We start from the raw sequence: 12847 nt of genomic DNA, 5'->3' as shown, positions 1-12847 counted from the left end.
GTTTTAATTTTTTAAATCAAGAAGTTCTTTGGAAGCATATACATCTTTCTTTTCCTTTGCTCTCTGCAGTACCAGTATGCTTGATGATTTATTAAAGTCTCTCAAAAACAAAAGTTTATCCTGCATCTCCATATAAATATTATCAATTGCTTGAAGCCTTTCATCGTCTGACATTCTTAACTTATCAGCTGTAATTACCATAGTGAGTTCATCAAGGTTTCTTAAACTCTGGTTCAAAAGGTTTCCATAAACTTTCTCAAAATAGTTCATCTCCTGCTGGCTGAAACTTTCACTTTTCAAAAACCTGTTTAATCCTTTTTTACTTTCTTTTACCAGCAGTATTTGATAGTTTACAATATCTCCTACCCTTTTGTAATTCTTGACCGTTGGACTTACCTGCATAAGGGCATCTAAAAATGTTTTATGAAGACTAAAGTTGCCTTCGGACATATCTTTAACTGTTTTGTAACCTCCCGAAAGCAGTTCATACCCCTTTTTCATATCGCTAAGAATCTTTTTGAACTGCGAGAGTTTTTCAATGTTTAAGATCAACTGCTGGATTTCTGCCGACTGTGCGTTCATACTGCTTGGGATAAATCCAAAAAAGACCAGAAATACTAAAATCAATATCTTTTTCATGGCGTTAATTTTTAAGTCCGTAAATACTTTGTGTGGATTCAGCACTTCTTTTTTCATGAGATTTTGACAATGACAGTAACTTTGCTTCATTACTAAAAAACAAACAGAAATCGTAATTACCAACCATCGTTTTATATAGATCATCTATACGCTCTATCCTTTGGTCATCTTTAAGTTCCAGTTCTGAATCAGTAGTAAGAACCAGAAGCTGATCTAATGTTTCATTGCAGCTTTCTAGTAGTCTTTCAAAAGAACGCTCAATATAATCGAGCTCATTTCCCTGAAATAAATCATCAGTCTTGAGTTTAGTATAAGTCCTTTTATACATTTTCATTATCTTAAACTGCAAGGAGATAATCTCTGCTGTTTTATAATAGTTCTTTATTTTGGGATTAATTTTCAAAAGTGAAGCGAAATAATTACCATGAAGATTGACTTCTCCTTTCTTCACATCACCAATGAAATTCAGACCTTTGGAAACAGCTGAATATCCTTTTTTAGCATAATCCATGTAAACCTGAAGTGCAGCGATCTGTAGCAACAGCTCCTTTCTCTGCTTGGCCTGCGCGTGAATTCCTTGATTTAAAAGAAATCCCGTGAAAAGCAGTATGATTAATTTTTTCATGATATTTACTTTTATTACGGAATTCCGTAAAATTGTTTGACCTGATTTACTTCCGCTTCAGTTTTTGCTCTTTGAAGACTAAGCATTACATTCTGTTGATTGAAAAGTGTCAAATCATCGTAATTGGAATCGATTTGATCAGCAGCTTTATTTATTATCTCCAGTCTTTTTAAATCACTCATCTGCGTTGAGAAAGAATCCAGAATTAAAAAAATCTGGTCAATATTCTTGACACTCTCCTCTAGAATCCCGGAATAAACGCGTTCCATATACTGAATTTCACTTTCTTTAAAGTGAGAATCCTGCTTGAACAGATTCCAAGCTCTTTCATATTCCTCAACCAGTTTTGTCTGCTTCTTTGTAATATCCTTTATCCTCTGATAGTAAGTTATAATAGATTTTACTTTTGCCAGTTCTTCATAATAGCCTTGATATAAATCTTTCTGCTTTTTCGTCCAATCAGAAATTTCATCCAGTTTTAATTTAGACAATACATTTTCAACTTTTTTCTGGGCATTCTGAAGCCAGATTGTCTTATTTTGCAGTTTTTGAATTCTGAGGTCAATTGCTTTAATAACTTTCTTAGTAACTGCTTTAACGATCTCCAGTATTGGCAACGCCACTGTATTATTTGCAGATCTTGCAGGATTGCCAATGAGTAGCAGACATATCATGCAGGTAATTAATTTTGCTTTCATTTTCTCTTTCATTTAAATTCCATCTCTTAAATCTTGCGCCATTGCAGCTATGCCTTTTTTTATGTCACCGTCAAACTTTTTAGCATAGGCGTTCATTTTTACCTTCTCGCTTTCCTCAGTCGTGTAAGCCAGATATTCCTCCAAAGAAACTTCTGTCCTATAGACCTTTGAAAGCCTTCCACCCAGAGAAATAAATACTTCTTTATACTTTTTATCGGGATCATTGGCTTTATTAACTGAAAGTACGAGAGCTTTTTCCTTATCTGTAAGCCCCAGAAGTTCCTGTATCTGATCGAACTTGTTTTGATATTTGCTCTGGTCCAATAGGATTTTGCAGTCGCTGTTATTTATAATGGCTTGTTTTACTACTGGTGAAGAAATGATATCTTCTACCTCCTGTGTGACTACAATGGCTTCCCCAAAGAACTTCCTAACAGTTTTAAATAAGTACTTAATATATTCGGACATTCCTTCTTTGGCAATGGCTTTCCATGCTTCCTCGATCAAAATCATCTTGCGGACACCTTTTAGTTTGCGCATTTTACTTATGAAAACTTCCATTATAATGATTGTCACTACAGGAAATAAAATTGGATGATCTTTAATATTGTCCAATTCGAATACAATAAAACGCTCTTTCAAAAGTTCCAGATTCTCAGTGGCATTAAGCAGATATTCAAACTCACCGCCTTTATAATATGGGCGGAGTACATAGAGAAAATTGTTTACATCAAAATCCTTTTCTTTGACTCTATCGTCTTCCAGTATCTTTACAAAATCATTTTTCAAAAAATCATAAAAGCTATCAAAACAGGGAAAAATACTAGAGTCATTATCCAGCTTTTCATAATATAGCTGAAGAGCATTGGAAAGCGCCACATACTCACTTCGGTTAAAGGTTTCGTCATCTTTTTTCCACAGAGCCAAAAGCAGCGTTTTAATACTTTCCTTTTTCTCAGTATCCAGATTATCACCTTCAGAAATATAGAAAGGATTAAAACGGATTGGGCTCTTTTCATCATAAGTAAAATAATAGCCGCCGACCATATCACAGAGTCCTTTATAGCTGTGTCCAACATCTACAAGAACTATATGTGTACCCTGCTCATAATAACTTCTTACCATGTGATTAGTAAAAAAAGATTTACCGCTTCCTGAAGGGCCTAGTATAAACTTATTCCTGTTAGTACATATTCCCATTTTTACAGGCTCATCGCTAATGTCCACATGTACGGGTTTGCCCGTTAATCGATCTCCAAGTCTGATACCCGTTGGACTTAAAGAAGACCTGTAACCTGTTTCCATGTTTAGAAAACATACTGCCTGCTCTGTGAAAGTGTCAAAAGTATCATTCATTGGAAAATCCGCTTCATTCCCCGGTATTCCAGCCCAATAAATCTGTGGAGCTCCAACCGTTTCCTGTTTGGCTGCTGAATCCATCTGAGCAAGTGCTGACGATACTTTGCTTTTGATATCTTTCAGTTCTTCTTTATGAGTACTCCAGGCCAGCACATTAAAATGTGCCTTTACTGGAAGTCTTTGCTGAGATACAGCTTCATTCAGGAAATCATTAGTGGCATCTCTGGCAATCATATTCTCCCTGCTGTAAGCCGACAGTGATTGAAGTCTTAATCTTTTACTCTCCAGCTTTTGTATAGTTTTCTGTGCATCTTCAATAAAAATGTACTGATTGTAAATATGGTTGCACGACAAAAGCTGCCCTAAAGTTGATGCAAATCCTACACTGAATTTGGTTTTATCAGTTGAATATCGGTCAAAATTAATTCTAGATCCACAAAGGCCTGGAAGGTCAGCCGCATCACCGAGGGTAAATAGCTGGCAGTATTTGTCTCCTACTGCAAGTCCTTCATCAAATTTAATGTCTTTATAAATAAATGAATCTTCGTTATCTGATAAGAAACAGTACTGCTCAATAAGACCAATTTTTCTGCTTTCACTTCTGAGTGAATTGTTTTTCAATCGGATAAGTTTAACAAAACCGCTGTCTTCCAATATTCTCTTAAACTGTCCGGTGCAGTCAATAAAGTCCTGCAACAGCTGTGTATTCAGAGTTTCCTCAGGAACTAATTTATTTCTTATAAGACTGGAAAATAAAGAACTTGAATTCTTCCTTCCTTGCGGTTTCTTGGTAAGCATAATATAACAGGAATGCTCCAGAAAAGGTCTTTCATTAAAAAATCGTTCACTGCTTCTTGTCAAAAAACTACTGTCATCACTTGTGAAATCAGCTTTATATTTCTTTTCTAAAAACCAATCCTGCTTGTGAAAAACACAAAACTTAGGTAATACCTTTAGTGCCTTGATCCATGACTGATGAAAAGCCTCATATTCCTGATCCGATAATGTAAAAATATCAGGCAATTCTACTCTGAATGCTACCGTAACATCACCATGCTTTGACAAAATACAGTCATGCTCGACTGCCATAATCGGCAGTAAATCTTTCATCCTCTTGTCCATCTCCTCTTCATTTTTACTATTAACGTTCTATAGCTATATCTTTAAAAAAATACCTCTACTATAAACTTTAATACATTTTGGAATCTGCTTCTTGGCTAGTGCCTTCATCATGCCGAATTCTCCATACTGATTACTCATTTTGTATATTTTAAAAACTAAAAAAGCACCAGCAATCCCAACGAGACCAACGCATAATAGCGAAGGAAGCCCAATGATATAAAGGATTGCAAAAATGATCATAAGAGATACAACACCTCCTCCCAAATACCAGATATACTGAGCTTTTAAGCCTTTAAATTCTATACTTTGATTAATTCCTTTGTTGATCTGGTAAACACTGTTACTCATTAGTTCTTGTGTTTAAACTCCGAAAAAGGATTTAATTACTGTTGCCACTACCACTAGAAAGACACAACTTCCAAACCACGCCGCTGCTACTTTGCCGGTATCCGGATCACCTGCATTCCATTTCTGATAAACCTTAACTGCTCCTATTAAGCCCAGTATTGCGCCTACAGCATACATTAATTCTGTTCCTGCATCAAAATAGCTTCTCACTTTTTGATTCGCTTCATTAATTCCGGCTACACCATCTTGGGCATAAATTTTTGTTTCATATACCAACAACAATACAAGTATGCTGTAAGACAATACTTTTTCCTCATCTAATTCCTTTAATTTCCATCCACAATTTTTCATAACCATCATTTTAAAGTTTTCAATACACTTATTTAAAAAGCAGAGGAATATCACTGTTGCAGCTCTATTTCCTTGTCACATAAAGCCATACCGCACCAGAGAGAACAGGGATTATTCCTCCGCTGAATTCTAGAAAACAGTTCCTTCCCATAAGCTGTCAGCTTCACTTAAAGTCAAAAGCAGATTTGGATATTTTGAAGATTCAGTTACCATTAGTTTATTAATATTTTGTCGCAGTGAAGAAATCTTCACATACGGATATTCTTCGAGAACCATTCTTAAATAATTTTGAAAGTGCTCTTTTGAAAAGTCCTTTTCATTACTTTCTTCCAAAGTCTGAAGTATTCGGACAGAAAGTTCTTCAGCGTCTTCCAAAGTGTCGAATGATTCTGAAAATGACGAAGACAAAGATTTATGCTCTTCAGCGTCTTGACCATTCTTTTTGGTTATACCTTTAAGTGAAGCAAACTTGAGTTTCTTTTCTCCTGAAAAGAAACTCAAAAGATCTTTCCAATAAAACTTTAATAGTATTATAAAATACCAGATCAAGACCACCACACCTAAAACAGTTAAATAACTGCTCCATGAAATATTTGTAAACATAGCATCATCATTTATTATTCAACATTCATCTCTCTACTAAATAAATCTTCAAAATGTTTGACATGATTTATTTTAAAGGTCAAAGAAACAACTACGATACTGCCTCTACAAGTACAACTTTTTTGTACCCCATTGTACCCCTAGGTTTTACAAATGAATTAAAACAAAAATCCATATTAGAAGACTAAATACTTCTAATATGGATTCACTAAAAATGTGGTGCCGCGGGGAAGATTATCTCCTCATAGCTCTTATAAGTTTATTGGTTCGCCTATCAGCTCTAGCATTTTGAAGGGATACTACGGCCCAAATTGCTGCCGGTAGCCAGCCAATTAAAGTTATCTGCAAAATGAGGCAAATGACAGCAGTAAATATTTTGCCTCTTAATATAAAAGAGAGCCACGGTAGTAAGATTGCAATTAGAATCATAATTATATTATTTGATGATGATTTTGAGTAAGTGATTGTATATTAATAGACAACTTTTCAGTGTTTTCGTTACGAAAACATAACTATTTTCTTTTCAAGTTTAATACTAAAAGTTTTGCGGCTATTAATAAGACTTGATCTTTTCTATAATTTTTTTTAAGGTTTGAATAGCAATTTCTTTATCCCTGTCTTCAGCATTATACGATTTACTTCTTACCGATTGATAAGAAAGATTCTTTTTGAAAGGAGTCGAAAGAAATGGAACTATAGTTTTAAAAACCAAACTCATTGATTTAGCTTTCAAAACTCTTGATTCATCACCAGCTCTGAGAATCAATGCCATTTGATCAGTTGAAAGCGTACATTCAACTTTATCTTCTCCTATTTGCATTGATTCAGAGGCTGCATTGTTTTCATCGAATTCTGCAGAAAGTTGCTTTTTTCTTTCAAGATATTTTATTTCGTGCTTAAACCAATTTTCGAGCATAAAATTTATATTCTGCTTTGAAGGATCAAATGCTATTCTTTCGCTCGAGGATAATTGACTGAACTCTTTATAACAGAATAACAATTCACCAATTTTATCAGCCAATGTTTCCTGGCATTTAAGACGATTCACTATATTCTTAATAAAATGACTAATATAAAAACTGTCATTAAAATTTACTTCTATCAATAACTCGTCTACGGCAGAATAAAAGTTTGATTTGCTTTCACTTGCCAGTTGCATCTCCAATTTCTTTAAAAGCTCTTTTTGATATAATACTTCTCTGTATGTAATTTTGTTTCCTGCGTTAATTTGATTTGACACAGTTATAGCATCGATAACGATCTGAAGAACTTGGTTGGTATCAGTGATAGTTGTCTTTTTCTTTGATAGTCTTCCTATCTTTAAAAGTATTTCCTTTCTTGAAACTAATAAATATGGGACAGGAACACGCTCATCAAGATTCAAATAGTTAGGATAACGATTTTCAATAAAATATAATAAATCGTCCAATGTATTTATTATAGATTCACTGATACGCAAAAAAAATCCGCCTTTGAGAGCTTCATTATTTTGATTTTCAATAATATTATCAAGGAGATAAACTAAGGTTGAATGATATTTTCTTACCAGAAGACGGATCTGCCTCTTTTTCTGCAGAGCAAAAATTTCATTTTTCATCTGGATTTGAATTTTATGAGATTCTCTAGAAAGATTCTCAGTTATAAAAACCAAATCACTCTGTGACAGATTACCGATATTTGATTTATTAGGATTTAGGGTAAGCAATATCAATGAATCTATCCATTCTAAAGGATATATAGTAATCATGACAGTAGTTTTAATTTAAATTAGTCAACGAAAATCTGACGTTTTAAATCTCCCAACAGTCTTTTGACGATATTCAGAAGGAGAAAGCGAAGTGTGTTTTCTAAAAAAGGCACTAAAGTTCGCCAGATTACTAAATTCAAAATCTTGTCCAATGACGGCAATGGATGATTGTGAATTTTCAAGAAGATTCTTTATTTCATTTATAATTGCCACATCTATGAGGCTTTTAACGGTCTTTCCTGTTATTTGTTTGACAGTTCGATTTAAATAACCTCTTGTAACAAATAACACACCTGCATAGAACTTGGCACTGTGCTGCTTTTTACAGTGAATTGTCAAAATAGTCAGAAACTTAATCGTAAGACCTTCCTGCCGGGTAAAACTGTTCTGCGTTTGTAAATCTGATCTATTAAAAATAAATTTAAGCTCATATAAGAAAAGGTTGAAACTTATGCGTTGCAGTTCTAGGTCCTGTCCATTGCCTACTGCATCTTTATTAACAAAGCAGATTAGTTTGTAAATTAATGACAATACCAAAAAATCTTTATCACCAAGGGCTATTTTTGACGAAGGTTCACCAAGGAGAAAATTAAATGAATCAACTAATTCTTTTTTTAAGCAGTTTTCAAAAGCAAAGTCTGAGGTAAAAGAGAGAAGCAGTAACTGCAGTCTCCCTTTGACTTCCATAATAGTGCAGAACGAATTTTTTGGGATTACCAACAAATCATGTGGCAGCAATTCCTGTGTAAAATCACTAAGACGTATTTTAAATTGTCCAGACTTTATCAATATAATTGAGTAATTATTTACGAGAAAGGAATCATCTGCCGCAGTTTTTACAATGTACTTTTTAATAATATGTACATCAAGTCCAGAAATAGGCAAATTCTTCATTTCAATATTTATCAAATCCTTCATCATAATATCATAGTTAAGCTAATTATGGAAAAGAATAATGATCTTGTATGTAGATTAGATCTTATCCTTAAAGGAATTTTCGATCATTATGAATGACAAAAAATAAAGGTTCAACAGGCAAGTAATAAATAACAGATACGCCAATTTTCTAGGGTCACTGCTTTTTCTCCCACCCGTAATAATGTAGCCCACTATTTCATCATAACTGAATAATGATATGATGAAATAAAGGCTCACAAGATTAAAAATGACCAATAGTAGATAAAGAATAGTACGTGGTTTCATTTCAAAAGAGATCAAGATTAATCGGAATAAATTTTAGATAATGTTTTTTAGCAGTGCAATTATAGAAATAACAGCGATTTCATCTGCGGAAAATAGGGGCTTGACATTTTTGTTCCCCGCTGATGACTCCCAATCCCTGTCTTTTCTTTCAGATGCAGAGTAAAGCGAGTATCGAGAAATAGATGTGACTGTTAGAATTGTGTCCTTTTCATCTTCAGTAAGGCTGTTACTATCGAGAATAGAGTCCTCATATGCAACTACGTAATCATAAACAATCGTAAATTCTAATCCTCGTTTTGACAATAGGCCTTGTAAAAAAATCGTAAGACTGGATTTTGCAGTTGATGCTAATTGACTATTCTCTACAATAAAAATTAACATATTGTCAGGGTCAGCCATTATAGAATCTACAATAGTGTTATTAAATAAAATTATATTTTTATAGGAATTATGCGCCTTTCCCATTTTATTTGACATAAATCTAATTTGGTCCCGAAGTTCTGCGGCCGAATTTGGAGTTGAATTATTTTGGTAATAATTACGGAGTTCATCGTAATACCTCTTGCCTTTATAATCGAAAGGATTAGCTGAGTTCATTGGAAACGCTGAAGCGACTTTAGATTTGGATTCTGCGTTTGAAGTGAATTCAGATTGATTAAATTCTGAATCTGTAGAACATGAATTAAAGAACCATACTAATACAGTGCATAATAATAGATTTTTCATTGTAATGGGTGTATGAATGTGAATGAGAATTACTTCCCAGTTCATTTCATCCGGATAAGCGGAACTTTAATTCGGCACCATGCCAAACATTTTCGCTATTGAATTCGAAGCAAATCTATCTCCTTGAAAAGTCTCTCACAACCGTTTGGGTATGGATTTACCGTAAATACAGTATGGATTTTCAATAAATCCATACTCGTTTTTTCATAAATAACTCACTAAAATTCAAATGTTTATATTATTTTTGAGTTAATCTTTTGTAAATTTATTAGTACAGCTCCGATGGACAGTTGGCGGTAACTTTATTGAGAAATTCAGTCCCCAAACTCCTTGATATTATGAGTAAAAAACATTTCCTGTTAGTATTAATCTGCGTTTTCTCATGGTGTGAAGCACAGAAAAATTTTCAAAAACATCCTGACTCCTTAAAAAGAAAGAGTTATGAATATCTTGATGACAAAATATATGAACTTCGAAATGATAGCGCCAGGTCGTCAGTCTATATGTTTGAATATCTCCGAAAGGCAAAATTTGAAAAAAATTATAAGGAAATTATTAATGGATATCAGAATCTTCTTCATGAATCTCCTCATAGTATGAGGTTAATTTATGCCGACAGTATGATATATACTGCGAAAAAAACAAACGATAAGGCATTAATCGGATCCGCTTACTTGTCAAAAGGAATAGTCTATTATTTACTTAAGAAGCAAAATAATGCACTTGACAACTTTATTACTGCTGACAGTTACATATCACAGACAACTGACAAATACCTTATTTACAAACTCAAGTATCATATTGCTCTGGTAAAGTACTATCTTGGTTATTATGACGAAGCAATTTCATTGCTTAGAGAATGTACTTTCTATTTTAAAAGTGAAAATTCAAGGGCTTACTTAAACTCTCTGCATTCCTTGGGACTGTGTTATAACAGACTCGGAAATTATGGATTATGCTCCCAAACAAATGCTTTGGGACTCGTTGAATGCGAGAAATTGGATATTAGGGAAATGGAAGTTTATTTTATCCACTCTCAGGGTATCAACGACTTCTTTCAAAAAAATTATGCATCTGCAATTAAAAGCATTGAATCTTCAATTGAAGAATTAAAAGAAAAAAAAGATTTTGGAAATGAATCAGTAGGCTACTTTTATATTGGAAAAAGCTATTGGGAAGTCAGACAATATGAAAAAGCTCTTCCTTACTTTGAAAAAGTGGATCAACTGTTTAATGCGAGAGGCTATCTGCGTACTGATCAAAGGGAAATGTACGAGGTTCTTATTAAATATTACAAAAATCAAGAAAATCGGGATTTGCAATTATATTACATTGATCAATTACTTAAGGCCGATAAAGTACTTAATGAGACTTTCAAATATTTGGTTGGAAAAATCAACAAGGAATACAATACCCAGGAATTAATGTTTGAGAAGCAAAGTTTGAAAAATGAGCTGGTAAGTAAAAATTTTAAGTATTCAGTTTTAACCGGTTTCACTTCCCTCCTTTTCTTGTCTTTTGTTGTCTTGACGTATAGATATTATAAGAACCGAAAAATATATCGTCAAAAATTTGATGAGCAGATGTTACAGATTTCTGCGTCAGAGAATAAAACTAAACAAAGGCAAAAAATTGAAAAACCAGTATTATCAGATATAAATCCTGAAACTGTCTCACTTATACTTAATCAGCTGGAAAAATTTGAAATAGATAAGAAATTTTTAGAAAAGGACTGGAGTCTTTCAAAATTGTCTGCTGCATTTAAATCCAATCCAACTTATCTTTCCTCAATTATCCGTCATTACAAAGAAAAGGGATTTACTGAATATATCAATGATCTCAAAATAGATTATGTCATGTCTTTACTTTATAATGATAAACTTGTACGAAACTATACGAATAAAGCTTTAGCGGCAGAAGTCGGCTTTAGCAGTACGCAAAGATTTGTAAAAGCTTTTAAAAGTAAAACTGGAATGCCCACATTTTTTTTTATTGAACAGATTAAAAGAAAGGGATAAGTTTAAACTCAAAATTTCATTGTACTAAAAATTAATCCATTATTAGTCTTTTCATACTTTATGTACCGAGTTTTATAGTACCCTAATTTGCCAAACTGAACATAATGAATTGAAAATTATTCCGAATATTATTTGCCTAACTAATAAACTAATATTTTGTAAATAAAAAACTAATATTTTTTTAGAAAATATAAAAACACTTCGGACTTTTCTAAATAATTTAGTTAATTTAGAAACAAAATTTATATACTTAAAATGAATAACGAATTAATATATCTTGATAATAATTCAACAACTGCTATTGATGATCGCGTTATTGAGGCGATGTACCCCTATTTTAAAAATAATTATGGAAACGCATCAAGTACACACCATTTTGGACTTGCAGCAAAAAAAATTGTAGAAAATTCCAGAGAAATAGTTTCATCTTTGATCAATAGCGATCCGAAAGAAATTATTTTTACTTCAGGTGCCACAGAAAGTATAAATATTGCATTAAAAGGAATCGCATTAGATCCCAATAATTCTAAAAGACATATAATAACCTTGCAAACTGAACATAAGGCAGTTTTAGACACTTGTAAATTTTTAGAAACTGTTGGGTTTGAAATTGAATATCTTCCCGTCAATCCCAATGGATTAATAGATATTGAGAATCTTATTCTTTCAATTAGGCAAGATACACTGTTAGTTTGTATCATGTGGGTAAATAATGAAACCGGAGTTATACAACCAATTAAGGAAATTAGTACAATTACTAATTCTAAGAAAGTATTGTTAATGACTGATGCTACTCAGGCAGTTGGTAAATTACCAATTAACATTACTGAATTTAATCATATAGACTTATTATGTTTTTCTGCGCATAAATTTTATGGCCCGAAGGGAATAGGAGCATTATATATTAATCAAGAAACAGTTTCACCAAGACAGATTTTCCCTATACAACATGGCGGAGGACATGAGCGTGGGCTTAGAAGTGGTACTCTGAACGTTCCAGCAATTGTTGGTTTTGCTAAAGCATGTGAAATTGCATCTCTAGAAATGACAGAGAATACCACTTATATTAAATCATTGAGGGATATTCTGGAAATAGAATTACTTAACATCAGAGGTGTCTTTATTAATGGTAGTAAAGAGCATCGTCTCTATAATACTATAAATGCCTGTTTTCCAAATTTTGATGCCAACATGTTTATAGATAGATATCAAACAATAGCAGTAAGTAACGGTTCAGCTTGTACCTCTGCTTTATTTGAACCCTCACATGTTTTATTAGCAATGGGCCTAAATGATACAGATGCATTCTCTGCTATCAGATTTAGTCTGAGCAATAAAAACACTGAGCAAGAAATATTGACTGTTATTAGTAGTATTAAAGAAACTTTAATCCAATTAGCAAATTAAT

The 12847-nt window shown here is 33.1% G+C and carries 13 protein-coding genes; 2 read left to right on the top strand and 11 right to left on the bottom strand.

Going from position 1 to position 12847, the window contains the following annotated elements; genetic code table 11:
* Positions 1-3: 3 nt before the first annotated feature.
* The 11 genes from BD847_RS04630 to BD847_RS04580 all read right to left on the bottom strand — a co-directional run bounded on the left by BD847_RS04630 (position 4) and on the right by BD847_RS04580 (position 9421).
* Positions 4-639, bottom strand: a complete 636-nt coding sequence (locus tag BD847_RS04630) for a TerB family tellurite resistance protein (RefSeq protein ID WP_115887351.1) — start codon at positions 637-639, stop codon at positions 4-6.
* 4 nt (positions 640-643) lie between these two features.
* Complete coding sequence (locus BD847_RS04625; RefSeq protein WP_115887084.1) at positions 644-1264, bottom strand: hypothetical protein; 621 nt, start codon at positions 1262-1264, stop codon at positions 644-646.
* 14 nt (positions 1265-1278) lie between these two features.
* Positions 1279-1962 (bottom strand): conjugal transfer protein TraI, encoded by a 684-nt coding sequence (locus BD847_RS04620; protein WP_115887350.1) that lies wholly within the window; start codon positions 1960-1962, stop codon positions 1279-1281.
* A 12-nt stretch (positions 1963-1974) separates the two neighbouring features.
* Positions 1975-4443: a TraG family conjugative transposon ATPase gene (locus BD847_RS04615; protein ID WP_115887083.1), complete on the bottom strand. Its 2469-nt coding sequence runs from the start codon at positions 4441-4443 to the stop codon at positions 1975-1977.
* Between the two features lie 33 nt (positions 4444-4476).
* Complete coding sequence (locus BD847_RS04610) at positions 4477-4791, bottom strand: DUF4133 domain-containing protein (RefSeq protein ID WP_115887082.1); 315 nt, start codon at positions 4789-4791, stop codon at positions 4477-4479.
* A gap of 12 nt (positions 4792-4803) precedes the next feature.
* Complete coding sequence (locus tag BD847_RS04605) at positions 4804-5142, bottom strand: DUF4134 domain-containing protein (RefSeq protein WP_115887349.1); 339 nt, start codon at positions 5140-5142, stop codon at positions 4804-4806.
* Positions 5143-5271: 129 nt separating this feature from the next.
* Positions 5272-5745: a hypothetical protein gene (locus tag BD847_RS04600; protein ID WP_115887081.1), complete on the bottom strand. Its 474-nt coding sequence runs from the start codon at positions 5743-5745 to the stop codon at positions 5272-5274.
* Between the two features lie 234 nt (positions 5746-5979).
* On the bottom strand, positions 5980-6174 hold the full coding sequence (locus BD847_RS04595) for a YqaE/Pmp3 family membrane protein (protein ID WP_115887080.1): 195 nt from the start codon (positions 6172-6174) through the stop codon (positions 5980-5982).
* Positions 6175-6298: 124 nt separating this feature from the next.
* Entirely contained in the window at positions 6299-7492 is a 1194-nt protein-coding gene (locus BD847_RS04590) for a hypothetical protein (RefSeq protein WP_115887079.1), read from the bottom strand.
* Positions 7493-7516: 24 nt separating this feature from the next.
* Positions 7517-8413, bottom strand: coding sequence for a helix-turn-helix domain-containing protein (locus BD847_RS04585; RefSeq protein WP_115887078.1), 897 nt, complete (start codon positions 8411-8413; stop codon positions 7517-7519).
* Between the two features lie 315 nt (positions 8414-8728).
* The gene (locus BD847_RS04580) at positions 8729-9421 is read right to left on the bottom strand and encodes a hypothetical protein (protein WP_115887077.1); all 693 of its coding nucleotides are present in this window, start codon (positions 9419-9421) and stop codon (positions 8729-8731) included.
* A gap of 338 nt (positions 9422-9759) precedes the next feature.
* Here BD847_RS04580 and BD847_RS04575 point away from each other — a divergent pair, with 338 nt between their 5' ends.
* Positions 9760-11439, top strand: a complete 1680-nt coding sequence (locus BD847_RS04575) for a helix-turn-helix domain-containing protein (protein ID WP_115887348.1) — start codon at positions 9760-9762, stop codon at positions 11437-11439.
* A 255-nt stretch (positions 11440-11694) separates the two neighbouring features.
* The gene (locus BD847_RS04570; protein WP_115887076.1) at positions 11695-12846 is read left to right on the top strand and encodes a cysteine desulfurase family protein; all 1152 of its coding nucleotides are present in this window, start codon (positions 11695-11697) and stop codon (positions 12844-12846) included.
* Position 12847: the final 1 nt, after the last annotated feature.

The sequence above is a fragment of the Flavobacterium cutihirudinis genome (assembly GCF_003385895.1).
GTDB classification, from domain to species: Bacteria; Bacteroidota; Bacteroidia; order Flavobacteriales; family Flavobacteriaceae; genus Flavobacterium; species Flavobacterium cutihirudinis.
This window is presented reverse-complemented; position numbering and strand designations above follow the sequence as displayed.

Excerpts from the sequence above, each read along its gene's own strand:
- BD847_RS04580 (WP_115887077.1), bottom strand. The coding sequence starts at position 9,421 with ATGAAAAATCTATTATTATGCACTGTATTAGTATGGTTCTTTAATTCA.
- BD847_RS04630 (WP_115887351.1), bottom strand. The coding sequence starts at position 639 with ATGAAAAAGATATTGATTTTAGTATTTCTGGTCTTTTTTGGATTTATC.
- BD847_RS04615 (WP_115887083.1), bottom strand. The coding sequence starts at position 4,443 with ATGGACAAGAGGATGAAAGATTTACTGCCGATTATGGCAGTCGAGCAT.
- BD847_RS04600 (WP_115887081.1), bottom strand. The coding sequence starts at position 5,745 with ATGTTTACAAATATTTCATGGAGCAGTTATTTAACTGTTTTAGGTGTG.
- BD847_RS04590 (WP_115887079.1), bottom strand. The coding sequence starts at position 7,492 with ATGATTACTATATATCCTTTAGAATGGATAGATTCATTGATATTGCTT.
- BD847_RS04570 (WP_115887076.1), top strand. The coding sequence starts at position 11,695 with ATGAATAACGAATTAATATATCTTGATAATAATTCAACAACTGCTATT.
- BD847_RS04575 (WP_115887348.1), top strand. The coding sequence starts at position 9,760 with ATGAGTAAAAAACATTTCCTGTTAGTATTAATCTGCGTTTTCTCATGG.
- BD847_RS04585 (WP_115887078.1), bottom strand. The coding sequence starts at position 8,413 with ATGATGAAGGATTTGATAAATATTGAAATGAAGAATTTGCCTATTTCT.
- BD847_RS04625 (WP_115887084.1), bottom strand. The coding sequence starts at position 1,264 with ATGAAAAAATTAATCATACTGCTTTTCACGGGATTTCTTTTAAATCAA.
- BD847_RS04595 (WP_115887080.1), bottom strand. The coding sequence starts at position 6,174 with ATGATTCTAATTGCAATCTTACTACCGTGGCTCTCTTTTATATTAAGA.
- BD847_RS04605 (WP_115887349.1), bottom strand. The coding sequence starts at position 5,142 with ATGAAAAATTGTGGATGGAAATTAAAGGAATTAGATGAGGAAAAAGTA.
- BD847_RS04620 (WP_115887350.1), bottom strand. The coding sequence starts at position 1,962 with ATGAAAGCAAAATTAATTACCTGCATGATATGTCTGCTACTCATTGGC.
- BD847_RS04610 (WP_115887082.1), bottom strand. The coding sequence starts at position 4,791 with ATGAGTAACAGTGTTTACCAGATCAACAAAGGAATTAATCAAAGTATA.